General features: G+C 65.6%; 23 protein-coding genes and 1 pseudogene. 11 read left to right on the forward strand and 13 right to left on the reverse strand.

What is annotated here, in order from left to right:
• Window positions 1–25: 25 nt before the first annotated feature.
• Window positions 26–616, forward strand: a complete 591-nt coding sequence (gene msuE / locus OSC27_RS05535; protein ID WP_267180460.1) for an FMN reductase — start codon at window positions 26–28, stop codon at window positions 614–616.
• A 487-nt stretch (window positions 617–1,103) separates the two neighbouring features.
• Here msuE and OSC27_RS05540 read toward each other — a convergent pair whose 3' ends face one another.
• Entirely contained in the window at window positions 1,104–2,054 is a 951-nt protein-coding gene (locus tag OSC27_RS05540; RefSeq protein WP_267180461.1) for a patatin-like phospholipase family protein, read from the reverse strand.
• A 580-nt stretch (window positions 2,055–2,634) separates the two neighbouring features.
• Here OSC27_RS05540 and OSC27_RS05545 point away from each other — a divergent pair.
• Both OSC27_RS05545 and OSC27_RS05550 read left to right on the forward strand, forming a co-directional pair.
• Window positions 2,635–6,291, forward strand: coding sequence for a tetratricopeptide repeat protein (locus OSC27_RS05545; RefSeq protein WP_267180462.1), 3,657 nt, complete (start codon window positions 2,635–2,637; stop codon window positions 6,289–6,291).
• A 233-nt stretch (window positions 6,292–6,524) separates the two neighbouring features.
• The gene (locus OSC27_RS05550; protein ID WP_267180463.1) at window positions 6,525–7,439 is read left to right on the forward strand and encodes a hypothetical protein; all 915 of its coding nucleotides are present in this window, start codon (window positions 6,525–6,527) and stop codon (window positions 7,437–7,439) included.
• Between the two features lie 312 nt (window positions 7,440–7,751).
• Here the strand turns inward: OSC27_RS05550 and istB are convergent, their stop codons facing one another.
• The 5 genes and pseudogenes from istB to OSC27_RS05575 all read right to left on the reverse strand — a co-directional run bounded on the left by istB (window position 7,752) and on the right by OSC27_RS05575 (window position 12,335).
• A complete protein-coding gene (gene istB / locus OSC27_RS05555; protein ID WP_267180464.1) occupies window positions 7,752–8,552 on the reverse strand; it encodes an IS21-like element helper ATPase IstB in 801 nt (266 codons plus the stop codon).
• Window positions 8,552–9,760 carry an IS21 family transposase gene (gene istA / locus OSC27_RS05560; RefSeq protein WP_267180465.1) on the reverse strand — a complete coding sequence of 403 codons (1,209 nt, stop codon included), beginning with the start codon at window positions 9,758–9,760 and terminating at the stop codon, window positions 8,552–8,554. The genes istB and istA overlap by 1 nt, the downstream gene beginning before the upstream one ends.
• A 402-nt stretch (window positions 9,761–10,162) precedes the next feature.
• Window positions 10,163–10,791: pseudogene (locus OSC27_RS05565) on the reverse strand (recombinase family protein).
• A 316-nt stretch (window positions 10,792–11,107) separates the two neighbouring features.
• Window positions 11,108–11,863, reverse strand: a complete 756-nt coding sequence (locus OSC27_RS05570) for an MBL fold metallo-hydrolase (protein WP_267180466.1) — start codon at window positions 11,861–11,863, stop codon at window positions 11,108–11,110.
• A 46-nt stretch (window positions 11,864–11,909) separates the two neighbouring features.
• Complete coding sequence (locus tag OSC27_RS05575) at window positions 11,910–12,335, reverse strand: nuclear transport factor 2 family protein (RefSeq protein ID WP_267180467.1); 426 nt, start codon at window positions 12,333–12,335, stop codon at window positions 11,910–11,912.
• Between the two features lie 96 nt (window positions 12,336–12,431).
• Between OSC27_RS05575 and OSC27_RS05580 the strand changes: the two genes are divergently transcribed.
• From OSC27_RS05580 to OSC27_RS05600, 5 genes are all read left to right on the forward strand, one after another.
• Entirely contained in the window at window positions 12,432–13,025 is a 594-nt protein-coding gene (locus OSC27_RS05580) for a TetR/AcrR family transcriptional regulator (RefSeq protein ID WP_267180468.1), read from the forward strand.
• 135 nt (window positions 13,026–13,160) lie between these two features.
• A complete protein-coding gene (locus OSC27_RS05585; protein ID WP_267180469.1) occupies window positions 13,161–13,340 on the forward strand; it encodes a hypothetical protein in 180 nt (59 codons plus the stop codon).
• A gap of 232 nt (window positions 13,341–13,572) precedes the next feature.
• Window positions 13,573–14,004, forward strand: coding sequence for an SRPBCC family protein (locus tag OSC27_RS05590; protein WP_267180470.1), 432 nt, complete (start codon window positions 13,573–13,575; stop codon window positions 14,002–14,004).
• 201 nt (window positions 14,005–14,205) lie between these two features.
• A complete protein-coding gene (locus OSC27_RS05595) occupies window positions 14,206–14,601 on the forward strand; it encodes a GNAT family N-acetyltransferase (protein WP_267180471.1) in 396 nt (131 codons plus the stop codon).
• Between the two features lie 668 nt (window positions 14,602–15,269).
• Entirely contained in the window at window positions 15,270–15,848 is a 579-nt protein-coding gene (locus tag OSC27_RS05600; RefSeq protein ID WP_267180472.1) for an AAA family ATPase, read from the forward strand.
• Between the two features lie 116 nt (window positions 15,849–15,964).
• Here OSC27_RS05600 and OSC27_RS05605 read toward each other — a convergent pair whose 3' ends face one another.
• Window positions 15,965–16,252 (reverse strand): type II toxin-antitoxin system RelE/ParE family toxin, encoded by a 288-nt coding sequence (locus OSC27_RS05605; RefSeq protein WP_267180473.1) that lies wholly within the window; start codon window positions 16,250–16,252, stop codon window positions 15,965–15,967.
• Complete coding sequence (locus OSC27_RS05610; RefSeq protein ID WP_267180474.1) at window positions 16,249–16,503, reverse strand: ribbon-helix-helix protein, CopG family; 255 nt, start codon at window positions 16,501–16,503, stop codon at window positions 16,249–16,251. The genes OSC27_RS05605 and OSC27_RS05610 overlap by 4 nt, the downstream gene beginning before the upstream one ends.
• 99 nt (window positions 16,504–16,602) lie before the next feature.
• Here OSC27_RS05610 and OSC27_RS05615 point away from each other — a divergent pair, with 99 nt between their 5' ends.
• Window positions 16,603–18,489 carry a thioredoxin domain-containing protein gene (locus tag OSC27_RS05615; protein WP_267180475.1) on the forward strand — a complete coding sequence of 629 codons (1,887 nt, stop codon included), beginning with the start codon at window positions 16,603–16,605 and terminating at the stop codon, window positions 18,487–18,489.
• 380 nt (window positions 18,490–18,869) lie between these two features.
• Here OSC27_RS05615 and OSC27_RS05620 read toward each other — a convergent pair whose 3' ends face one another.
• The 3 genes from OSC27_RS05620 to OSC27_RS05630 form a co-directional block, all read right to left on the reverse strand.
• A complete protein-coding gene (locus tag OSC27_RS05620) occupies window positions 18,870–20,462 on the reverse strand; it encodes an arylsulfotransferase family protein (RefSeq protein WP_267180476.1) in 1,593 nt (530 codons plus the stop codon).
• Between the two features lie 151 nt (window positions 20,463–20,613).
• A complete protein-coding gene (locus tag OSC27_RS05625; protein ID WP_267180477.1) occupies window positions 20,614–21,411 on the reverse strand; it encodes an IclR family transcriptional regulator in 798 nt (265 codons plus the stop codon).
• 132 nt (window positions 21,412–21,543) lie between these two features.
• Window positions 21,544–21,885, reverse strand: a complete 342-nt coding sequence (locus OSC27_RS05630) for a hypothetical protein (protein ID WP_267180478.1) — start codon at window positions 21,883–21,885, stop codon at window positions 21,544–21,546.
• A 216-nt stretch (window positions 21,886–22,101) separates the two neighbouring features.
• Here OSC27_RS05630 and OSC27_RS05635 point away from each other — a divergent pair, with 216 nt between their 5' ends.
• Window positions 22,102–22,626, forward strand: a complete 525-nt coding sequence (locus OSC27_RS05635) for a heme-degrading domain-containing protein (RefSeq protein WP_267180479.1) — start codon at window positions 22,102–22,104, stop codon at window positions 22,624–22,626.
• Between the two features lie 24 nt (window positions 22,627–22,650).
• On the opposite strand, the gene OSC27_RS05640 is transcribed toward OSC27_RS05635, so the two are convergent.
• Together OSC27_RS05640 and OSC27_RS05645 are read right to left on the reverse strand one after the other, a co-directional pair.
• On the reverse strand, window positions 22,651–23,175 hold the full coding sequence (locus tag OSC27_RS05640; RefSeq protein WP_267180480.1) for a metallophosphoesterase family protein: 525 nt from the start codon (window positions 23,173–23,175) through the stop codon (window positions 22,651–22,653).
• Window positions 23,176–23,237: 62 nt separating this feature from the next.
• Window positions 23,238–23,513, reverse strand: a complete 276-nt coding sequence (locus tag OSC27_RS05645) for a glutaredoxin family protein (RefSeq protein WP_267180481.1) — start codon at window positions 23,511–23,513, stop codon at window positions 23,238–23,240.
• Between the two features lie 97 nt (window positions 23,514–23,610).
• On the opposite strand from OSC27_RS05645, the gene OSC27_RS05650 reads away from it, so the two are divergent.
• A complete protein-coding gene (locus OSC27_RS05650; RefSeq protein WP_267180482.1) occupies window positions 23,611–24,642 on the forward strand; it encodes an aldo/keto reductase in 1,032 nt (343 codons plus the stop codon).
• Window positions 24,643–24,667: the final 25 nt, after the last annotated feature.

A 24,667-nucleotide genomic window follows, 5' to 3' on the forward strand; every position in this document is an offset into this window, starting at 1 on the left:
CCAGGGAGCGCAGGGGGAAACGCCCGTGGCCGCCCGGGGTGGGGCGAGCGCGGCCCCGCTGAGGGTTGTCGCGGTCTCGGGGAGCCTGCATGCGCCGTCCAAGACGAGTGCGCTCGTGAACGAGATTCTCGCCGCGCTGTCTCGGCAGGTCGATATCGAACCGACGCTGTTCGAGTTGAGCGAGATCGGCCCGCAATTCGCCGGGGCTCTCGTGCGGGAGGAGCTGCCGGCATCCGTTGAAGAGGTGCTGAGAGCCATCGAAAACGCCGACCTGCTTGTGGTCGCGAGCCCCGTTTACCGGGCATCCATCACGGGGTTGTTCAAGCACCTGTTCGACTTCGTCGGGCAGTACGCGCTGATGGGCAAGCCGGTGCTGCTGGCGGCGACGGGCGGCAGTGACCGGCACGCGCTGATCATCGAGCACCAGCTGCGGCCACTGTTCGGGTTCTTCCAGGCGCTCACCCTGCCGCTCGGCGTCTACGCAAGTGACGCCGACTTCACCGACTACGCCGTGAGCAGCGAGGCGCTGCACGAGCGCATCGAGACCGCGATCTCGCGCGGCCGGCCGCTCATTCGGCGCTTCGAGCCGGTGTCGCCGCACGTCACCGGGTGGTAGGGGTCGCGGCACGGCCTTCTGGGCCGACATCTCGGCTGAGACTCGAAGTGCTGCGGATGTCACTCCGTTCCTTTGCGCGAGGTTTTGCACGTCGATGGGGCAATGTCGGCGTAGCCGATGAGCAGTTCGGTCCCGGTTCGGCTGTAGCGTTTAGCGACCCTTGACCGGGCAATTTCTCGCGCGGGTCATACGCGAATTTCGCCTCCTGGAGTCGCGCGGGTCTCCGCCGGCGCTATTGGCCGGTAGGGGTGCCCCGCTCCTCGTCCGGCTTGCGACACAACAGTTGACCACCCACACTGCCACTACAAGTCGAAAGTTCACGGCAACAATTTCGCGAAAGTCACACACGCACTTACCGATGACACCGGCTCGCCGGGTCGTCATGATCGACGACCCGGCAGGGCAGGGAGAGCGCACGGCACACATGTCGGCCGAGGCGGTAGCAGGTGCTGTCTCACACTGACCGAGTCGACTGGTCTCGCCGGCGTCAGCGCCAGAACATGGAGAGTTGCGCGGCGAGGGATCGGCCTTGGTCGTAGCCTCCCCGCGCGGCCGGCAGTCGCGTTGACGGATCCAAGGCATTGGCGTTGAACACGTCGCCCGAGCCGGCATCCGGAAAGACAGTCTCGACTCTGCTGCCCCCCGCGCGCAACTCGTCGACCTGAGCCCGGAGATCCATGCTCCACTCCAGCGGGTGCCGGGATCTGCCGCTGAATGGCTCCAGCACCAACACCCGCTCGTATCCAGCCGCCAGGTCGGCATTCGAGCCGCGTCGATAGGCGCCGTTGATGTATTGATTCTCGCCGATCGCGTAAGGCCCTCCGAAGCCGTTGCTCGTGCTGGCGGCGACGGCGTCCACCAGCTGGATTCCGCTGCGGCTGTCGAACACGACCGGTTCCCCAGTATGGGCATCGACCGCGGTGATCAGCACCCGCTGCTGCGGCCAGTCGTGGCTGGGAAGCCGCGTCGCGACGATGTCGCGCCAGCGGGTCTGCCAGCGGGTCTGACCAGAGCCGTCAGATGTGCCCATTTCGAGCGCCGCGGCGCCCATCCGGCGGCGTAGGTCGGACGCATCCTCGGCCGCGTCGATGATCGTGTTCGACCATTCCATATAGTTCGGCCCCGAGAGGTGACCGCGTCCCCTGTCCGACCCGGCGGCAGCCTGGGGTGGAGGCCCTTCGGCGAGGATGGCGGCATACAGTTCCGCCGGGCGTGTCCCGCTCGTGATCTGGGCAGCCACCGTCGATCCTGCCGACGTCCCAATGATGAGATCGGCCGCGGTGAGATCAACGCCGGCGTCGGACAGGCCGGCGATGAGACCGAGCTGCCAGGCGTTGCCGGCCGCTCCGGCGCCGGCGAGGACTAAGGCCGTGCCGGTGAGATGTTCTTGGACGTCGTTAGAGCTCGTGTCCGAGTTGTGCTGAAGTGAAGGATTCATAGTCGTAGCTTTCTGAGAGTGCTTGGCAAGCGCTCCCCGCGACAGCTACGTCAGTCGCGCGATCGTGAACTCGAAGGAGCGCCCAGAGTGGACAGTGTGTGCATCGGGCTCACCTCCTCGAATCGTGTCACGTTCACCGAGAAGTCTACGGGTTTAGGTTTGGCGCGCTGACCACGCGGGCATAGGCGTCCGCGTCGAAGAAGTGCAACGGCCAGATCCTAGACAAGCTGGTGGACTGGACTTGCCCCCTCCCGCGCATGGGAAAATCCGAGCCATGCTGATCTACTCGATGGCTAGCAGCCCAACGCGACCGTCCCACAAGCCGTTCCCCTTACGGGACGGACTGCTTGCACTTCTGCCCGTAGGAATCCGCCATCTCGCGCGGAATCCGGGCCCCGAAACGACCGCCAAGTACCGTGGAATTCCCGGCGTTTCTCGCCATCTTGGCGTGGAACCTCCAACCTGTAGGTTCCGCCGCTGGCATCGACGATCCGGTCGAACTCCAGTCTGATGCCATCAACGCCGCCCGAACCTGGCTCCCAGGTCGGACAGAGCGACGCCATCCCCCGACCCGACCCCGGTGGAAGCCGGGATTAGAAGTCCCCGGACCCAGATCGGACTGACGTCGGAGGCCGACGTTATCATCGACACGTACCCGACGAAGGGGAGCGTCGTCATTAGCGACATCTTGTTCTCAGCCCTGAAACTCACCGGCGGGCCAATCCTGCGGTGGCTCAAGCGCGTCTTCATCGAGGTCCGCGTCGGAATCGCCGTCCGGCGCAAGCTCCGCAAGGCCGGCTACACCGTGCATAGCAAGCAGCTGCGCGAGGTGATGTACGCACCCGGATTCCGGGACCGACTAGTCCAGCAGCCGCGCGCCGACGACGAGCTCGACCGCGCGCTCAGCTCGGTCATCGTGCCGTCCACGCCCGAGAGCATCGCGCTGCTGCGTCAGACGCTGACCAAAGCGTTCCGTGCAGGGCTCGAGGGGAGCACCCAATCCTCCGAGTTTCGCGAGGACCGGGCGGACGCGCGACACGACGAGGCCATGTCCACCTTCGCTGCCGTCGACGAAAGCGCGTGGCAAGCCCGCCTCAACGCGATGCCGCCGCTTCGCTCGGAGGAGCTGCGCGATCTCCGAATCGAGTGGCCGATGGTGACCCGGCTGATCGCGGATCTTGCGACGGCGCCCGATCGCGCCGAGCACCTGCGTCGCCTGGCCACGTACCCGCCGAACTATTTAGAAGGAGCGCCAGCGTCCGTGTTCGGGCTGCTCGCCGACATGGCCGCCGAACTCCCGGCTCCAGACGACCAGCGGACCTCAGTCCGTCTCATTGAGGTCGGCCTTAAGCGCGGCCTTCAGCCAGCCGGGTACTGGATGCTTCGCCTTTCAGGCGCACAAGGGATCACCGACCTCGCCGAGGCGGACCAGTTCCTGCGCGATGTCCGAGACTACCCGCTCGTAAAAGGGGCTCTCCGCGACGGCGGCATTGAAGGAGCGATCGAGAACCTTGAGCAATGGAACGCCCCGTCCAAGCGGGAGGACCTCCAACGTCGCGTCATGCTCGCCGACCTGTGCCTCGGTTCGAAGCGGATCGACGACGGCGTGACGCTGTCACGGGAGACCGCCGACCTGTATGACTCGACGAGCGCAGCAATGGCCGCCGTTCGAGCACTCGTCGCACGGCAGATGATTCAGCCGTCGCCCGCTCACGCTGCGGACCTGTCGACGGCGCTGCAGATGGTGATGGAGGCCCGCGCGAAGCGGCGGCAATGGGGACTGGAATCCGGAACGGCGCTCGCTCTGGAAATCCGCGTCCGCCGGGCTCTCACCGACCAGCAGGGAGTGCTGGACCTGGTGAACGGGACCGGAGAGCTTCCCGCCACAAGCGAGGAGTTCCAGCATCCCGACGTCGCCGCAGAGGCGGCATTGTTCCATGCCGAGTTCGGCGACATCGACGTCGCAAAGAGGCTCCTCTCCACGGCACCGCCGGCGAAGCGCGAGCACGTCTCCGCCGTAATCGCCGAAAGCGAGGGTCGGCGTGAGGAGGCCGTCACGCACTGGCAGGCGGCGGTCGAGCAGACCGAGGACTGGGGTGAGAAGGCGGATCTCGCGCTCCAGCTCGCCTTCCAAGGCGTCCGAGCGGAATTCGTCGACCAGCTTGGACCCGAAAACGCGGAGGCCGCGCAAGAACTGACCATGATCGCCGCGCTCTACGGCCAAGAGCCCGGTGCACTCGAAGCCTTCCGTGGGTTCGCGAACGCCAACTACCGCGGCACCTTATTCCTCTACATGTACTACAAGAAGGTCGGCGACGAGGACGCTGCCGCGGCGGTGGCACGGGATGGCGCCGCGCGGTGGGGCGACCCGGATCTCTGGGTCGCATCGGCGAAGTCCCGGATCGCCGGTGGCCAGACTCCGGAGGCCATCGCCGACCTTCAGAACGCCCTCAGCAGCGCAACCGGCGCCTGGGGCGGTCGAGCGGGCGCATACCGGCACCTGGTCGAAGCGCACTCGGCGAACGGCGATTGGCAGGGGGCGCTGACCGCCGCCGGGCGCCTGCTCGCCGACCAGCCCGGCAGCACCGGCGCAGCGTGGGCAGTGGTCATCTGCCAGGTCAAAACACACGACCTGCCCGGCGCCCTGCGCACCTGGCGTGAGCAGGGAACCCTCGAGCCGCAGACACACAGCGAGGTTGCCGCCTGGATTGAACTGGTCACGGAATACGGCGCTGAGGTCGGAACCGCGCAAGACGCGCTCCGTATCTCCGCGCGGTTTCCCACCGAAGAGGATGTCCAGGGCGCACTTCTGGGCGCGTTCTTCTTCGGTCGGCGGCCGGATGGCGACGACTCAGAGGATGAGCCTGACGAAGAGACGCCCGACCCGGACCGCGACGCATTCCGGGAGATGCTGCAGAACTACGTCGAGCAGTTCCCCGAGGGTGCGATCCGCCAGGTCGCCATCGACATGGAGAACCCACTCCAGTCGATGCAAGACCTCATTGGTGACCGACCGCGGAACGTCGAGCTCGAGGAACAGATTTCTACGGGCGGCGCCCCGCTGGGGCTCGCCGGGCTCATGTACGGGAAAAGCTATCTCGAGACGCTGCTCGCTCGAGACCATGGCCCTGTCTTCAGCGCCTCACGCGATACCGAAGCGGAGCGGACTGCGATCGAGCACGCGCACGCCGTCGGCGCCGTTCTCGACGTGTCCGCGGTTGTCACCATCGCTCGTCTGCCCGAGCAGATCCGACCCCAACTGATCGGGCACTTCGCGAACGCCCGAGTCCTACGGGAGCAACACACCGACGCGGTCAACGGCGCACGCCTGAAGCGTCGCGAGAGCGGAATGACCTACCGCCCCGGCATCGACGGCGAAGTAGGCACGGTCGAGCAAATCGACGAGGAAGCAGTCGCAGCCCAATCCACCCTCGCCGACCGGGTGGAAGCGTCGTTCGCGCAGTTCGCCACCGACTCCCACCCGGCCATCACCGCGTTCGAGCCGGTCGCCGAGCGCGACTTCAACCAGACCTTCCTGCTGGGTGCCGACCACGCCGTGGACGCGGATCTCACCCTCTGGGTCGATGACTTCGCCTTGAAGGAACTAGTCCGTCAGCAGGGTGGGCACGCGTTCGGCACGCCGGAGCTGATGGTCCACCTCCGCACGGAAGAAATCATTGACGAGGCACTCGTCGATCTCGCCGAGGCCCACCTCATCGCCGCCGGTTATGTTGGCATCCGATTTCGCCGGCCGGTCTGGGACCTCGCTGCGGGGCTTGCCGGTTCGCCCTTCGGTCTCGCCAACGCGATCCGCAATGCCGGGGGAGACGACGTGCCGGATCGCGCAGAGTTCGCGGTGGAGATGATCAACACGCACGTCGGAGATCCAAGCGAGCTGGCCACCTTCGTGCACGCCATGGCACAGTGGCTGATCAACATCGCCGCCGACGAACCCACCGCAGTCAGGAGCCTTCAGGTGCTCACCGCCGACATGCTTCGCCGCCCATGGATCAGCTCGTCCACCCTGCCCTACTGCGTGAATGCGTTCCGTGCCACGACAGGCAAGGCCGATGCGGTGCCAATACTGCTGCGGGGGATCTTCCGTTACTACGAGATCCTTGCGGCTCGCACCAGCCATGAAGAAGCGGCGCTGGTCGTGTTCGACCTCATCAGCCGCTTGGACCCTCCGGACGCTCACCGCGTGCGCGCCGCCATTTTGTCTGGTGAGTTTGAATAGCCCGGACAGGAAGGGCCGGTTGGCGCTAACGGCCGGCTCGCAAGTTGGACCGGCGTTGGCGCGCGCAGCTGCGTGAAGATGCCACGTTCGGTACGCGTCGGGACAGGGCTATTTCTTGTCTATTCCGAGGAGCGTCGGACGCGTACGGGAACTGGTCAATACAGTTGGGGTTAGAGGAGATGCCCTCCAGGAGCAGGTTCATCTCCTGACCATCCTCGAATAGCCTTTTAGGCATGAGCGAACTTGACCCAGCACTTGATCCGGGACGGATGGTGGGGATGGTCGTCCCTACGTTGTTCTCCGGGCACGTGGAAGAGCTTGACGACTTCGATCAGATGGTGGTTGAGACCGCACTGGCTTGGCAGACGCTTGGTGAAGATGCGTCCTTCCAGGAGATGAATGCAGTGGCCCACCGGGCCGAGCCGGGTCGCGTATTCACCATGTTCGGCCGCATCGCCTCGGGGGGCGAACAGTTGGGTATTGCGGGTACCGCTTGCCGTGACGCACGGGCCTGGTTGAATCAAGGCTTGCCGGACGACCGTGCTCGCCTTCCGGCGCGGGCGCTCGCGGAGGTCGCTGGGTACTACACGCTCAGCACTGCGCACGGTCTCGTTAACATAGCCGCGCGGTTGCTCGCTCTGGAGACCCGCGGCCGCGCCGCATTGGAGAAATCGTTTCCGCAAAGCAAAGGCTTTCCACCGTTTGATGAGCAGTATGACCATTGGCTTGCGTTCAACGGGCATTCCGTTGCAGCTCTCGAGAAAGCAGCGGATCACCACCAGCCAGAGGTGCGCCAGCTTGTACAGCTTCTCCGGACGCTCGTCGATGACGAATGGTGGTTGAAACTCGTCGGCCGCCGCAATACTGATTTCCACCGCTGGCGCCCGCAGTCCATTGAAGGCGGAGTTGCGACATCGAGCCCCTGGGTTGACCACGGAGACTACCAAGTCCTGACTGTTTACCAAGGCGAAACCCACCAGCCTGACGATCATCGCCTTCTTATCTCTGAGGCTCTTGCCTCACTCAAGATCCTCGAGAAGACGATGCGAGCATGGAACGAGATATTTGTCGGTGCTTTGAGCGGAGTAATCACCTACGTCTTAGCAGAAGCGATGGACGGTGTGCAGTTGGATCGGGATCGCGACTAGTCGGGCACTGCTCAAGCAGGCCAGATGTGCTTCGCGGCAGCTTGGGCGTCCCAACTGCCCTCCCACGGCGGTAACGTTCATCGTCCCGAGATCGTCCCGAGATCGTCCCGAGATCGTCCCGAGATCGTCCCGAGCATGCCGTGGATGTGGTGAATTGCGCCAGATCGGGTGCACGAGACCGCTGAAATCACCGAGAACGCGGGCTCACACAGGGAATCGTCGTGCATTCGGACCGGATCCGTCACCCTGCTGTCGGCGGCGCTTGAATTGTGAACGTTTCCGGCGTTTGAAAAGTGAACGGTTTTGGGCAGTCTAATTGCTGGTTTCACCCGTGGTGGCGATGATGCTGGGGAGGCTGTCGATGCCGCGTCCGCGGAGCCGGTAGGAGGCGCCTTTCAGCGTGAGGACGTCGGCGTGGTGGACGATGCGGTCGATCATCGCGGCGGCGACGGCTTGGTCTCCGAAGACACCACCCCAGCTGCTGAAGGGCAGGTTCGAGGTGAGGATCAGCGACGCGTGTTCGTAGCGGGAGGACACCAACTGGAAGAACAGGTTGGCGGCGTCTTGTTCGATCGGGAGGTAGCCGACTTCGTCGACGATGATCAGCCCGTAACGCCGCAGCCTGGCAAGCTCGCCGGCCAGCTGGCCTTGCCGGTGGGCGTCGGTGAGTCGGGTGACCCAGTCGGTTGCGGTTGCGAAGAGCACCCGGTGCCCGTGCCGGGCCGCAACGATCCCGAGCGCTGTGGCGAGGTGGGTTTTCCCGGTCCCGGGCGGTCCGAGGAGGACCACGTTGCGGGCCTCGGTGAGGAACCCGCCCGAGGCCAGGGCGCCGACTTGTTGCCGGGTAGCCGGTTGCGCGTCCCAGTCGAAGTCCTCAATCGTTTTCCTCGCGGCGAACCCGGCCGCCTTGATGCGCAACTCAGCGCCGGACGCGTTGCGGGCGGATACTTCGCGTTCGAGGACCGCGGCGAGGTAGTCCTCATGGGTCCAGCCGGCATCGCGGGCCTGGTCGGCGAGCCGGGTCGCGGCCTCGATGATGCGGGGTGCTTTGAGTGCGGCGGCGAGATAAGTGATCTGCTTCACCGACTCTGGGGTCGTTGGGGTAGCGGCCATCAGATCGCCTCTCCGGTGAGCCCGAACGCGCGGTCGTAGTCCGCCAGGTCCCGGGCCAGGTCGTCGGCAGGCTGAACGGCGGAGCGGTGCTGGAACTGGCTGCGGAGCCTGACAGCGGTCTCGACATGGGCGGGATCGGTGATCGTCATCCCGCGCGCCCAAACCCGGTCATGCTCGGCAACAAGGCGCCCGCTGGCGCGAACCCGCACCCGGTCCAGATCCGCGGTCACATCAACGAGGCGGCCGATCGCGCTCGGGTCGACGGAGTAGTCGTTCGTGTCCAGACGGACGTAGTAGTCGCGACCCAATCGGATCCGGCCCTGCCACCCGAGATGCAACGGGATCGGGGGCAATGGCAGCATGCCGGCCAGGTCGGCGTCGATGAGGTCGGCCGGCGCGGCACCCAGAGTGCGCACCACTCGCCGGTTCGCCAGCTTCAGCCAGTCGGTGAACTGGCCGTTGAAATCAGCCGGTGACGCGAAGGAACGTCCGGGCATGAATGAGGTCTCGAACCAGCCGTTGCGTCGTTCCACGATCCCCTTGGACTCCGGGTCTCGTGGCGGCAGCAACACAAGCTTGGTCGCCAGCGTCCCGATGAAGGAATCGACCCCGTCCGCGTGGCGTTTGCCACGGCCGATGCCCGGCTCGTTGTCCCAGAGCAGCCGCCGTGGCACTCTCCCGAGTTGCTTGATCAGCTCCCACGAGCCCAGCACCAAGTCCTCGGTCTTCCGGGTGGGAATCATCCTCCCGAGGGCGAACCGCGAATGAGCTGGGGTGATCACCAGCACCGGCAACAACTTCGCCGTGCCATCCTCAAGCGGGATCTTCTTCGGCGGGAACCACAGATCACACTGCGCCGCATCCCCTGCCGCCCAGACCAGCCGGTCCGCCGGATCGATCCGCTGCTGCTCCGGTCGCAGCCGCTTCACGTTGTCACGGAACCACCGGATCGAACCCTCCCACCCGACCCGTTCCGCCAACACCGTCGCCGGCATGCTCGGCGTCTCGGTGAGCAGTTCCCGCACCCGCGCCTCGAACGGCGTGAACGACGTCGGGCCAGCCTTCCGCTCATAGCGAGGCGGTGACTCCGAGCTCACCGCCTTGATGACCGTGGTCCGCGAGACCCCCAACCTCGCAGCGATCCTCGCCTTCGACTCGCCCTCCGCAGCAAGCCTCCGAATCAACGCCCAATCTTCCAAAGTGATCACTCTCCAATCGTTGAGTGTTCACTTTTCAAGCGCCGATACTGTCCAGTTTTCGAGCGCCGCCGACACCTGCCAAAGGGGCCACCCGAACGAGATGTAGAGCAAGAGCAGTCCAACACAGATGACTACGAACAGCAGGGTGCTCGTGACAGTGCTTACGCGGCCAGTTCTTCTTCTGGCGGACATGACGTGCTCCTTCGTTGCCCCAATTGAGGATACAGAGCGCTATGAGCCGATATCCCCATCAGACCGGGCAGCCACGTGGCCCGGACGCGCCCCAGGCATCGACCGCCGCGTATCGGGAACACTCCCGCTATCGCACAGTCGGGACACCCTTCGCGATCACTGAGCGCCTAATAGCGTCGCATCTCCGGTCGCGGGGCCGGCCGCCCGGTGACCGTTCCGCTATCGGTCTGGGATTGTGGCATAATCCACCTGCGGTGTCGGACGTTCCGGGCAGCGTGTCGATTGGCGCTGTATCGTTCGGTAGACGGTGGAGCGGGCGACGTTGAATAGTTCGGCGAGTTCAGCGGTGAAATGGGTCCCGACCTGGTGTACTTCGATCAGGTGACGTTGCCGCGCAGGCGAGAGTTTGGGTTGTTTGCCGCGCAGGTGCCCTTTGGCTTTGGCCTCCTGCATCCCTTCTCGGGTTCGGGCGCGGATGAGGTCTGATTCGAACTCCGCCACCATCGCCAGGACGTTGAACAGCAGCCGACCGACCGGGTCGGTCGGGTCGTGCACGGAGCCGCCGATGCTGAGTTTGACGCCCTTGACCGTCAGTTCGTCGACGATGTTTTTTGCGTCCGTAGGGAACGGGCTAACCGGTCGAGTTTGGCCACGACGAGAGTGTCACCGCCCCGGCAGGCGGCGAGGGCTTCTCGCAGTCCGGGTCGTGCCCGGTTGGTGCCGGTGAGGCCGTGGTCGGTGTAGATCAGGTTCGATCTGACGCCGAGGACTTCCAGGGCGTTGCGTTGGGCGGTGAGGTCTTGCTCGTTTGTGGATACGCGTGCGTACCCGATCAGTAGTTCATTCATAACCGAACATTGCGCCGCAGTCATGGCGACAGCAATGGTTGGCAACAATCCCATAAGAGGTGCCCGAGCCGGCACTGTCTGCCGATTGAATGCCGCATAGATTCGCCCTCGGGGGTCGCGCTCGAAAGCCGTCCGGTGATCGTCCCCTCATTCGGACACCTCTGCGGCCGCGTCTCGCGCGCACTCGGTTGGTGGCGAAGACAACGGCGCCGAGCACCACCTGGCGAGTGCGCGACTGTGGCGCCCCGCCCATGGGGCCATTGTGCCGAGATCAGTTACACGCTTCGATTGAGCCCGCGAACGTCTCTCCGCTACTTCATGCTGGAACGACCAGACGCTGTCCTGGTTTAATCACTGTGACGGGAACGTCTGGGACGAGACGGCGGGCGGCGTCGACGTAGAGCGTCGGGTCTTTGTCGCTTTTGAGGATGAGGCGGTCGCCGATGGGGCCGGCCGTGAAGGCGTAGTGCTGCGGGATTGCCAGTTTGGGGCGCAGGACTGAGGTGAGTTCGGCGGCTTCTTCGGCGTTCATGACGACCTGTTTGTTTCCCGCCATTCGGATATGGAGACCATTGACCGGGAGCAGGGTCACGTCGAGGGGACCGAAACGGTCGGTTAGGGTGCGCAGTTCCGGTGTGAGGAGTGTGTCGCCGGCGAAGTAGACGCTACGGCCGCCGCCGGTGATCACGTACGTGACTTCGTAAACGCCGTGCTCGCCGGGGGCTGCGTTGAAAGTCAGGTCGCCGACGTTCGTGCTCTCCCACGCCTCAAGTGGGGTGACGTTTGTGAAGCCGACCTTCCTCGCCTTCTCGACAACGGGACCGGCGACGATCATCGGTACGTCCTTGTCCGGGTAACGCTTGAACGCGTCGAGGTCGCAGTGGTCGTAATGCTCGTGGCTGATCACCACCGCGTCGAGGTGTGGCAGTCCTTCCGGTTGGAAGGCGATCGGCTCGCCGGGGTGGTAGAAGGTCTTCTGTGAGAACCAGGGGTCTGTGAGTACCGTCAGTCCGCCGATCTCGATCAGGTGACAGCTGTGGGTGACGCGGGTGATGGCGAGCGACTCGGTCATGACGGTTCCTTTACTTGGCAGGCAGCGGGTGTGGGCATCGACGAGGTCACCGGCGACCTGCCGGGGTGGTGGCGGGGCCGCCGAGAGGGGTGATGACCCGGCGACTAATGCGCCACAGCCCGTGACGTCGTTGCAGGACGTCGTCGTGGGACACGGCGTGGGCCGAGCCGTCTGCCATGATCATCAGCCCTCTGGACTGGACCGTCGCGGCGTCCTCTCCCGCGCTCGTCGCGATGATGTTCGTTACGAAATGCGTGAGCGGAGCGTGGCCGCTTTCGGCCAGTCGTCCCGCCGCGACGCGGATCGCGTCTATTCCCTGGAATGCTCCAAGGCCGCTCGCTGTCGCTGACATGTCGTAAACCGCATCCGGCGCGAACAGATCATCCAACCGGTCCAACTGGTTCGTGTCCACGATGTAGGCGTGGAGGGCCAGAGTCTCACTGATGTCGAGACGGTCCTGGATGGTCAGCATGAGCAGTCCTTCGTTTGTGAATTGTTTTTGGTACTCAGTACCATAACATGTTGAGTCTTATACGGTACTAGATACCTTTTCATGTAGGCTCGAGCCGTGTCGCAAACCGTCCCCGCAGTTGAGTCCCTCAGGGAGCGCAAACGGCGTCTCGTCCAGCAGCGCATCATCGAAGCCGCGGACGAACTCTTCGCCGCGAAAGGCTTCGACAATGTTTCCGTGACGGACATCGCCGCCCGAGCGGATGTCGGACGCACCACGTTCTTTCGATATTTCGGTGACAAGGCCGAAGTTGTGTTCGCCCACGAGCAGGAGATGCTTGAACAGATCACCCAATCCGCGGCGGGCCAGTCTGTCGGCCCCGCCCACACCGCTGCGGAGGCCGTCGAGCAGTTGCGGGCTATCGTCGTCGCATTTTGTGAGTACGCAAGCGACAACATCGACGGGTATGCACTCCACTACGAGCTGGTCGAGAAGCACCTTGAATTGCGCGCACACGATGCCCTGAAGACGCAGCTGATCGCCGACCGATTTACTCAACTTCTCGTAGGGCGTGGCACGAGTGAGCCCACAGCGGTGTTCGCCAGCCAGGTCGCGCTGGCCTGCTATCAGATAGCCCGACGTCGGGCAACGAGTCCCAGCCAGCTTGGCGCCGAGACACAAGCCGCGTTCGACCAGCTAGCAGCGCTCTGAGCGTTCGACGGTATTTGTGTCGATGAGCCACAGCCGCCGCCCGCTTAGCTTCCTTCGGACGCAGGTACTTATGCGACTTCAGGTCAGACGTCTTACGGCGATCGCTCTTCGGAGGTCGTGGACGTAGGCTTCCTTTTGCTCCCACGCAGCGAAGTGCCCCCCGCGCTCGTGTTCCATCTCGTCCCCCAGCACTCCGACGACGATTCCCGACGCAACCTCGACATCGCGGAAGGCCCCGTCACCCCCTGCGACGAGATGCTGCAGAGCATCGTGCAGCAGCTGCGCGCGTCTTGGCGCTCGCCCGAGCGTCAGTGACGCTCATCCGACCGACCTGCGCGCGGCTGAAGACCTCAAGTCAGCCGAACGCTGAGTGAGTACCCCGCATGTCCTGATGAACGATCCGCTTGCGGAACGACTCCGATGTCCCGTAGGCCGTTCCCTTGCGGGCAACCTGAACGACCGTGCATCACACCTTCTCTGGGGCGCAACCGAATAGATTAGCGGCAGGCGGCGTGGACACCAATTAATTTGGAAGAAGGAGATTGCAATGACTGGGAAGTATGTCGCGACCTCGACCATCACGATCGATGCGCCAAGGGGTCGTGTGTGGTCGGTACTCACTGACAGCGTTGCGATCAAGGAGTTCATGTTCGGCACAGACGTCGTGACCGACTGGACCGTCGGCTCCCCGATCCTCTGGCGCGGCGTTTGGGAGGGCAAGGACTATGAGGACAAAGGCGTGATACTTGAACTTGAGTCCGAACGGCGACTCGTGAATACGCATTTCAGCCCCTTGAGTGGCCAGGACGACGTGCCCGAGAATTACCACACACTCACGTGGACGTTAAAAGGTGAGGGCGACACGACAGAGTTCACGTTGTCGCAGGACAACAATGCAACCGTTGAAGGGGCCGAGCACTCGAAAGGCATGTGGGACAGCCTAGTAAAGGGCGTGAAGGCGATCGCCGAACGGGACTAGTCAGTACGCCGATGTTGCAAACCGCCCTGCAAGGGTTGGGCTATCGGACTGCGCCTGGCAGCCGCGCTCGCTTGCGTCCTGAGCATGGGCTACCGTCGAGCTATGGAATCGGGGATTCGCACCAGACCAGCAGCGGAACGCGACGTCCCGCAAATTGCTCGGGTGCACGTCGAGTCGTGGCGCGAGACGTATAGAGGACTCATGCCAGACGAGGTTCTCGACGATCCACGTTTCATTGGCCGCCGCGAGCGTTTCTGGACAGCGGCGTTATCCGACCCGCGGTACTCCGAGAACAGGGTCGCTGTCGCCGAACGCAACGGCACCCTGATCGGAATCGCCATGGCCGGGCCGGCAATGGACGTCGACGCCGACTGGTCCTCACAGCTCTACGTCCTATACACCTACGCAGCAGTGCACGGATCTGGAGCCGGCGCGGCGCTGCTCAACACTGTTATCGAGCCGACGGCAACCGGCGGACTCTGGGTTGCCGATCCCAATCCGAGAGCGCAGGCCTTCTACCGGAAGCAGGGCTTTGTCCCTGATGGCACATCCAAGGTAGAGGAGCGCGTCCGCGAGATCCGGATGGTTCGCCGTTAGGCGAACAGCCAGCCGGCTTCTCACGTGTCCCATTGATCGCCCGGCTTACGGGCACTTGGTTTCGGACCCGCGCGGCGGGGCCGCGGAGCAGTACCTTTGGCAATTCCCCATCTTGGCGCAGTGCCGTAGGTGACGGACGACACTGGCGCCGACGGTGCTACACCGGAATTCTACGGGGAGGCCGTTTAGGGGTCCACTTGAGGTTCCGCTTACGGGCATCGCTCGAAGCGACAAGCGCTCTCAAAGCTGTCCCGAGAAGCGCCGCGAATGCGGCCGGGTGAACGTCCCGCTTGCGGGCGGAGTTGAACCGCGATCAGGATGCGCCACCTCTCGTTTCTCATATGTCGCTGACCGGTCTCGCGGGTGAGGGGGCGACAGTGTCGGAGCTACCATTGGGGCATGTCCGACAAGCTCCGCAAGCCGTAGTTCATGGTCACGGGCAGCAACTACTTCCCCTCGGGCTGGCAGGGCTGGGTCGTGGTTCTGGTGCTTGTTGCTGTGGTGATCGCTGGGGCTGTGCTCCTTTTCGGCGTGCACGTTCACTAACGAAGTCGCTGTTTCGTTCGGTGTTCGGCGTGGCCTGCATACCGTTCCTTTTGCACACTTCGTCTGGTCGCTAGGACCGTTCCGCGTTACGGGGACGCGTGCGCCTCTGCTAAACAGGGAGCATGTCGTGCGAAACGCTTGCGCCGGGTCCTCAGTACGTCGTATTGGTCCTCGGACGCCCCGCATCGGGGAAGTCGACGATCAGTTCCAAGATTGCGGACCGCTGGCATCTGCCTGTCGTGTCAAAGGACGCCTTGAAGGAGTCGCTGTTCGATAGCCTCGGGACCGGAGACGTGGCTTGGTCAGTGAAGCTCGGCCGCGCATCGTTCGCACTTCTGGATCAGGTCATCGAGCTGCAGCTCCGCGCCGGCAAGCCCTTCCTAATCGATGCCGCCTACAGTGCCGAATTCGAAAACGCGAAGTTCCGAAAATGGCAGGATCGATATGGATTCGTCGCCATACAAATACATTGCACCGCATCGCCAGAGGAACTCGTTCGACGTTTCACGCGGCGCGCACTCGATGGCACAAGACATCCTGGACACGCCGACACAGAGAGGGTGGAGGAGTTTCGGCGAGTGTTGGTCGACGGCCGATTCGGCCTACTAGATCTCCGCGGTCCAGTACTCCATTACGAGTCCGAACGGGCAGAGAGTGCTCAAACGCTCCTGCACGAACTCGAAGCGTTACTTCCCGCTTAGATCACATGCTTGTCAATCCACTACCGATCGCCCGATAGAGGTTTCCTCCAGCGGTACCCACGGCCCGCCAGGTGAGATGACAAGTCGCTGCCGTGCCCTCGACTCTCTTGACGTCATCATTCGAGGTCAGGCGCGGCACGGCGGGTGTGCAGCACGCGAAGGATCAGGATGTCGTCCCCCTCGAGGCGATAGAAGACGCCGTACGGCAGCGCACGGATTCGGGCGCGCCTGACGCCGGAAAATCCCTCAACTGACGGAGCGCCGCGGGGGAAGCTGAGGAGCCGCTCCACCACGAGGTCGAACTGGTCGAGGAACCGGCGTTCGATGTCGTCGTCTATGGCCCGGTAGTGGTCACGAATCTCGCTCAGGTCGCTCACCGCTAGTCCGGTGAGCCGGACTGTCACCGGTCAGCTCGCAACTCGGCACGCACTTGTTCCCAATCGCGGATCTTCTCGGGAGCATCCGCAACCTCGTCGAGCGCGGCGACGAGAAGTCGCCGCTCCTCATCGCTGGGCACGTAGACGGCCTCGCCGAAATGGGTGCGCAACGCTTCCTGTACCACTTCTGAACGGGTCCGGTGCTCGATCGCGCGTGCTCGCTCCACGATCTCAAAGAGTTCTTCTGGCAGTGTGACCGCCACCTTGCGTACAGCCATCAGGTCTCCCAGCCGATTAGGTATGACAAAAGCATACCGTCGAGCGCCCGGAGCGGATACTGACCAGCGATGAATGCGGCCCGTGCTTAGGCTGGGGCTATGACCAACCGGCTCTCTGACGCGATCAGCCCATACCTGCGCGCGCACGCCGACAACCCCGTCGACTGGTACCCGTGGGGCGAGGCGGCGTTCGCCGAGGCGCGCCGGCGCGACGTGCCCGTGCTCGTTTCCATCGGTTATTCCACCTGCCACTGGTGCCACGTGATGGCCCGCGAGAGCTTCTCCGATCCGACAGCGGCCGAGGCGCTGAACACCCGCTTCGTCGCGATCAAGGTCGACCGCGAGGAGCACCCCGAGGTCGACGCCGGCTACCTCGCCGCGGCCAGCGCGTTCACCTCGAACCTGGGCTGGCCGCTCACGATCTTCGCGACACCCGAGGGGCGCGCCTTCTTCGCCGGCACCTACTTTCCGCCACAGCCGGTGCCCGGCCAGGCCTCGTTCAGCCAGGTGCTCGACGCGGTCGCCGAGGCCTGGAACGAGCGGCGGGACGAAGTGGAACAGAACGCCGCGCGCATCGCCGAGGCGCTCACGTCGGCTGCGGCATCCGTCACCTCGCGCGCTGCCGCGCTGCCGGGCGCGCAGCAGCTGGACGCCGCCGTCGACGCCCTCGCCGCGAACGAGGACGAGCGGTTCGGCGGCTTCGGCATGGCCCCGAAGTTCCCCGCCGGGCCGGTGCTCGGCTTCCTCAGCGAGCGGGGCAATCGATCGCGGAAGGCGCGAGAACTGGTGACTCGCACGCTCAAGCACATGGCGGCCTCGCCCCTGCGCGACGCGGTCGAGGGCGGCTTCTTCCGCTACGCGGTCGGCCGGGACTGGAGCCAGCCGCACTACGAGCGAATGCTCTACGACAACGCGCAGTTGCTCGATGCGTACACGACCGTGTGGCAGGGCGACCCCGAGGCGACATGGGCAAAGGATGCCGCGGCCGGCATCGCCTCGTTCCTGCTCAATGTGATGCGGCTGCCCTCCGGCGCCTTCGCTTCGGCGCAGGATTCCGAGAGCACGGTGGACGGCGAGCGCGTAGAGGGCGGCTACTACCTGCTTGACGCCGGCGAGCGCGAGGGCCAACGCCCGCCCGCGCTCGACGAGAAGGTGCTGACCGGCTGGAACGGCCTCGCCATCGCCGCGCTCGCCCACGCAGGGTTCGCCTTCGCAGAGCCCACATGGACGGATGCCGCCCGCCTCGCGGCGGACGGGCTCCTCGCACGGCACGTGCGTTCGGACGGACGTCTCGTACGCGCATCCGTGGGGGACCGCGTCTCGGATGCCGCCGCGACCCTCGAGGATTACGGCATGTTCGCCCAGGGCCTGCTCGCGCTGGCGCAGGTCACCGGGCGGCGCGACTACGCGGCGGCGGCGCGCAGCCTCATCGACCAGTCGCTGACGGCAGGCAGCGCGGCCGAGCAGGCGCTGCCGTTCGCCGTGCCCGGCGGCGGCGACCCGGTGCTCGCCTCGCGCGGGCTCGTGATCGACGCCGACCCCTCCGAGGGCGCGTACCCGTCGGGGCCCTCGGCGCTCGCGCGCGCCGCGCACACGCTCTGGCTGCTGACGGGGCAGCGGCGCTATGAGGAGGCCGCGCGCGAGACGCTGGGCCTCGTCGCGGAACTCGCGCCATCCCGACCCCTTGCCTTCGGCGCGGCCCTCGCGCTCGCCTCCGCCATGGAAGCCGGCGACGAACAGTTCGTGCTCGTCGAGCCGGATGCGCACAGTCACCACCCTGGCAGCCCCATGAGGGAGGCGGCGCGCATGCGGCCCGGCGGCCTCACCGCCGTCGTCAGCGAATCGCAGGCGCGCGAGTTGGCCGACGCCGGCTTCGAGCTCTTCGCCGACCGCACCTGCCGGCACCACAAGCCGACCGCCTACGTGTGCCGCGACTTCGTCTGCCGCCTGCCCGTCACCGACCCCGACGATCTCGCCGACGCGTGACCTCGCCGAGCGTGCTGAGCCTGACCCCAGTCTGGCCTCAAGGGTCGGGCCATATCGCGGGTCGAACGGCTGAAACACTCTCGAAATGGCCCGCCGCGCGCGAGTGGTAGGGCGCGTGCTGGGTGAGCGTGTGCTGGGGTCGGGCCATGTTGTGGGTCGAGCGGTTGAAGCACTCTCGAAATGGCCCGACGCTTGAGGATCTCGCTACGGTGTGAGGCGGATTGAGGAGCGCGCGGAACGCGCGCGTCTCGAAATCGCCGGGAGGTACGTCGGATGGGGTTTCGAGACGGCGCTGCGCGCCTCCTCAACCCGCTGACGGCGCTGCGCGCCTCCTCGACCCGCTGACGGCGCTACGCGCCTCCTCAACCCGCTGGCGCTCGCTATGACGTAACGACAGCGGATGCGCCGAGCACGCGCCCGCCCGCGTCGAGTGCCTCGACGCGCACGGCCGCATGCGCCGGCGTCTCGATGCTGGTCTCGAAGCCGGCCCGCCGTGCCGTCCTGGCCACGGCGAGGCGGCGCGCATCCGGCCCCGCGAGAACGCGCCAGCGGTGCACGTCGGTCGCGCCGTTCCAGCTGACATGCACAAGCATGCGGTCGTCGTTGCTGCCGCCCGCGCCGCCGCGCTCGACCGCCACCGCGGGCTTGGTGCGCGGCCTCGCATGCCATTCGCCGCGCCACCCTCGGTAGAGGTTCTTACCGAGACCACTCATCTCATACACGGCCTCACCGTCGCGGGTGAACTCGGTGAGCGCAGGGTCTGTACCCCACGTGACGAGCACGTGCCCGTTCTCGAGCAGTTGCGTGCTGCCCATGGCCGTGCCCGTATGCCCGCCGTACGCGTACTCGTGCAGCAGTTTCGCCGACCGCGCGCTCTCATCGAGTCGGAAGACCATGCCCCGCGACGCCTCGCCCTTCGTCTTCACTTCGACATGGTTGTCGTAGAGCGAGATGCTGCCGTCGGGCTGCCTGCGCACGTCGTGCTGCCACGAGAACACCGCATGTTCGGGCACGCTGATGTCGCTGTGCTTTCCGCCGAACCGCCAGAGCACGGCACCGCTCGTGCGGTCGATGCGGTACACGCACCACGTGTGCCGGGCCGAGATGAGCAGCGCATCCCCGTCGTCGTCGACTCCGTTCACGTGGAAGTAGTCGAACGCGTGCTCGGGCGATGACCCGTCGTGCCCTTCGGTGAACGTCACCGCCTGATGCGTCTCCGTCACCGGCACGTGATCGAGCGAGTTCCAGTCGAGCAGTACCTCGCCCGTGCGCACGTCGATCTCCTGCACGTGGCCGGTGAACACGTACCCCTCTTTCGGCCCGCCGATGGCGCTGAGGTCGGCTGAAGCGGTGCCGTACGCGGTGATGAGGGCGGTGCCGCGGTCGGTCAGGTTGAACTCGTGCAGGTCGGCCTTCAGGCCGTTTCCGGCGTTGACGGTCGCCACCGGCCGGTACGAGGTGTCGAGAATCGTGCCGGAACCCTCGCCGTGGTACGCGACGCTCTTGCCAGACCAGTACGTGAGCACGGGTTCGCCCTCGAATCGTTGCACCCGAAGGTCGGTGAGGTCGGCGCGGGTCGGCTCGATCCAGATGGGCTCGCCCGCGTCATCCATGATCATGCCGTTGAAGACGTCGTCTTTGGGGTCCACGAAAAGGTGACCGGATGCTGTCTGCGCCGACTTCCACGTGCTCACGCGCGGTGCCTGTGCCTCGCTCGTGTGGTAGCTGCGCCAGCCCTTCGGCTCGGGCGTGGGGGAGGGGGTCGGCGCCGTGCCGGGGTAGGGGAACGCCCGGCCGGCGAAGAAGCCGCCCACGAGTGCGGCCGCCGCCGTTACGCCACCGCCGACGATGAGGGAGCGGCGCGTGATGCCGCGCTCAGGCGCCGACGCGGCCTGCGGCTCTGTGCTCGCCTCAGCGTCAGGTCCCGGCCCGGGCGCGGCCTGCGGATGCGGCTCGTTCGCGTTGTTCGTCATGGCACTCTCGAGCCTACTGAAACGGTGGAGTGCCGCCGAGATACCCGAAACCTCGGCGGCACTCCACGGGAGAGGCTGAGCCTCGATCCCACCGGGATTTCCCCTTCCTCAAGCGTATTCTCCCCATTTGGGTGACACCATGTCACGATTTTCAGATAGTGAACGAGGGGGCGGCCAGCGCCGAGGCGCCGCGGCCGTAGTGCTCGGTTCCGAGCTGTATCGAGAGCGCACCCGCGGCGCTCTTGAGGTGTGCGATCGTGTCGTCGAGCCGCGACCCGAGCTGACGATGCGGCAGCGAGACCGCCAGCGACGCGAGAACGCCCGGCGCACGCACCGGCACAGCCACGCACGTGTAGCCGAGCGCGTATTCCTGGTGCTCCAGCGTCGCGCCCTGCGTGCGTTCGAGCTGGCTGAGCAGGGCGCGCCGGTCGCGTACGGTGTGTGGCGTGAGTTCCTCGAGCGGATGGCTGCTCAGGTAGTCCATGCGTTCCTCGGGGGCCAGCTCAGCAAGTATCTGCTTGCCAAGAGCGGTGGCGTGCGCGCTGCGGTTGATACCGACCCACAGCTCCACACGGGGCGACGCCGCAGCATCCACGATGTCAACGACCTGCACCTCACCGTCGTCGTAACGGGAGAGGTACGCGGTGACCCCGAGTTGTTCAGTCACCGAGCGAAGCGTGTTGCGGGTCTTGGCGAGGAACACGCCCTCGTCGTCGCTCGGGCGCAGTCCGGGGAATCTGCCGCCGAGTACAAGCCCGTCGGGCTCCTGCGCCAGGTAGCCCTCGTGAACGAGCGTGCGGGCGATGTTGTACGCGGTACCCAGCGTCAGCCCGGTGAGCCGGGCGACGGTCTTCACGGGAACCGGCCGCGGAGCACTCGCCACGACGTCTACGAGGGTGAGCGCGCGCTGCACCGAGGCGATCAGCGTCTGGCTGCGTTCCTCAGACATGCGGACCTCCTGCCTGCAGGCTAGTCTCCGCGACGCTGGCCGAGTAGCGCGACGCGAGTATCCCACGCTGGTCGAGTAGCGCGACGCGCGTATCCCACGCTGGTCGAGTAGCGCGACGCGCGTATCGAGACCTCAGGCGGCGTTCAGCCGCCCGAGCAGACCCCACACGGCCGGGGTGAGCTGCGGCCGGTCGAGCGCGATCTGCCGCAGCAGCCGGTACTCGAACTCCGCGGCACGGGAGGGATCGGCGGCCGGGTGATACGCGCGGGACTGCTGCTCGCGCAGGTCGTGGGCGGCGATGGTATCGGCCCGGAGCGAGCGGATCACCTGCTCGTCGACGCTCGGCAACTCGCACATGAAATCCCACGGATCGTCCCCGAGCCGACACCGATACTCGATGACGGCGTCGAGTTCGTCGCGCGCCTCCTGCCTCAGAACCTCGAGGCTTACAGGTATGCGTATGCGATCCATCATCACGGTCCCCCTTCGCACTGTGTGACTTCGCACTGTGTGAAAAGAGTACGTCGCGAAACGCGAGAGGTCGAACTGAGCCGTAACGCGTGTCGACCGCATGGCGCGACGGTCAGACGCAACGAGAAAGAAGGAAGCAATGAGAGCCACACCGCATCCGCATCCGCATCTCAGCCACGCGCAATAGGGTGGAGGCTCGGCACGAGACGAGGAGCGTAGATGAGCGGCACGCGAGGTGGCCAGGACGGGCTCGAGGAACTGCTCGAGCAGGAACTCCAGCTGCAATTCGATTCGTTCACGCACGACGACGCGTGGTCGATCGGCATGCGTCTCGTACAGCTTGCAAGCGACCGCTCGCTGCCCGTCGCGATCGCGGTGATGCTCGGCGATCAGCGAGCGTTCCATGCGGGGCTGGCGGGAGCATCCGCTGACAATGATGCGTGGCTGGAACGCAAGTTCCGCGTGGTGCGCCGATTCGGCCACTCGTCGCTCGCTGTCGGGGAGCAGTACCGGGCGCGCGGCGGCGACTTCGACACCGATTCGCGGCTCGACACTGACCTGTACGCGGCGCACGGCGGCGCGTTCCCGATTCTGGTGCGCGGCGCCATCGTGGGCGTCGCCGGGGTCTCCGGGCTTGCCCAGCGCGACGATCACGCGCTCGTGGTCGAGGCGCTCGAGGCGCACCGCGACGACATTCGGGATGCGAAGGCCAGGCGGCGGCGCCGGGCTGCGGGCGGTGAATAGCGAGTCTGCGGGCGGCGAAGCAGGTCAGCGACCGGCGTCGCGCTCGACGGGCACGGTCTCGATGTCGTGCAACCGGCCCTCGCGCGCGATGGCGGTCATGTAGGTGCACGTCGGCTGGCGGCGGCGGTCGGTGGGGGAGCCCGGATTCAGCAGGCGCAAGCCGCGCGGGGTCACGGTGTTCCACGGAATGTGGCTGTGTCCGAAGACCAGCACATCGGCCTCGTCGGCATAGGCGGCATCGCAGCGCTTCTCGCGCCCGGTTGCGGCCCCAGTCTCGTGCACGACCGCGAACCGCACGCCCTCGAGCGTGACCCGAGCGACCTCGGGCAGTCGCGCTCGCAGCGCGTCACCGTCGTTGTTGCCGTAGACGCCGACGAGGCGCGGTGCTCGCTCGGCGAGCGCATCCAGCACGTCGACGCTGTTCCAGTCGCCCGCGTGAATGACCACGTCGGCTGCGTCAACCGCTGCCCACACCGCAGCCGAGAGCCGGCGTGCGCGCTGAGGCACGTGCGTATCCGAGAGCATGAGGATGCGCGTGCCCGCTGCCATCGCCGTGCCGCTCTCGTCTCTGGCGAACTCGTCTCTGATTGAACCCCTCCGGGCACGCCGGCTCAGGCCGGCGTGCGCCCGAGCTCCACGAGCTTGGCCCGCAGCTCGTCGTTGGTGGGCTCCACCTGGTGCGCCCCGTCAGGGAACACGATGACCGGGATGTTGGTGCGACCGCTGATCGCGTGCGCGCGATCGGCGGCATCCGCGGTCTTCTCGAGATCGATGTACTCGTAGTCGATGCCGAGGCCGTCGAGCAGAGCCTTCGAGCGGCGGCAGTCGCCGCACCACTCGGCCCCGAACATGGTGATGGTGGCGGGGATGTCGGTGGTGTCGCTCATGCTTCGATTCTACGTACTGCCGCTGATTCGAGGCCGGGAGTACCGTCGAAGGCGTCCGTTCACGGGAGTCGTGAGAGTCACGGGAGAAGGAAGATCAATGCGCTATCGCATGCTCGGCAACAGCGGCGCCGTCGTCTCGGAATTCGCGCTCGGCACCATGACGTTCGGCCATGAGGCAGACGAGGCCACCTCGCACCGCATCCTCGACACGTTCATCGAGGCGGGCGGCACGTTCATCGACACGGCGGATGTGTACAGCTCCGGTACGTCCGAGAGCATCATCGGCAGCTGGCTGACGTCGCATGCGAGCGAGCGTGAGCAAGTGGTGATCGCTACCAAGGCGCGCGCACCGATGGGGGAAGGGCCGAACGATCTCGGCATCTCGCGGCGGCACCTTTCCCGGGCGCTCGATGCGTCGCTGTCGCGGCTCGGGGTCGAGAACATCGACCTCTACCAGATGCACGCGTGGGACGCGCTGACGCCCATCGACGAGACCCTGCGCTTTCTCGACGACGCCATCTCGGCCGGCAAGATCTCGTACTACGGCTTCTCGAACTTCCTCGGCTGGCAGCTCACAAAGGCTGTGCACGTGGCGCGCGCTCACGGTTGGGCGCCACCCGTCACGCTGCAGCCGCAGTACAACCTGCTCGTTCGCGACATTGAGCACGAGGTCGTGCCGGCCGCGCTCGACGCGAACGTGGGGCTGCTGCCATGGTCGCCCCTGGCCGGAGGCTGGCTGACCGGCAAGTACCAGCGCAACGTCGACCCCACCGGCGCCACCCGGCTCGGCGAGAACCCGCAGCGTGGCATGGAGGCCTGGCAGAAGCGCAACGACGACGAGCGCACCTGGCGCGTGCTCGATGAGGTGGGGCGAGTAGCGGATGCGCATGGCGCGTCGAAATCCCAGGTCGCGCTCGCGTGGCTGAACTCGAGGCCCGCCGTGACGAGCGTGATCCTCGGCGCCCGCACCGTCGAGCAGCTGCAGGACAACCTCGGTGCGGTCGAACTCTTCCTCACGTCACAGGAGCTGGATGGGCTGTCGGCAGCAAGCGCGCCGGAGGCCGACGACTACCCGTACGGGCCGGCCGGGGTCAGGCAGCGGCACCGCCGTATCGAGGGCGGGCGCTGAAGGGTAGCCTTGCGAACATGAGCGA

The sequence above is a fragment of the Microbacterium sp. STN6 genome, from assembly GCF_026410545.1.
Classification (GTDB): Bacteria; Actinomycetota; Actinomycetes; order Actinomycetales; family Microbacteriaceae; genus Root112D2.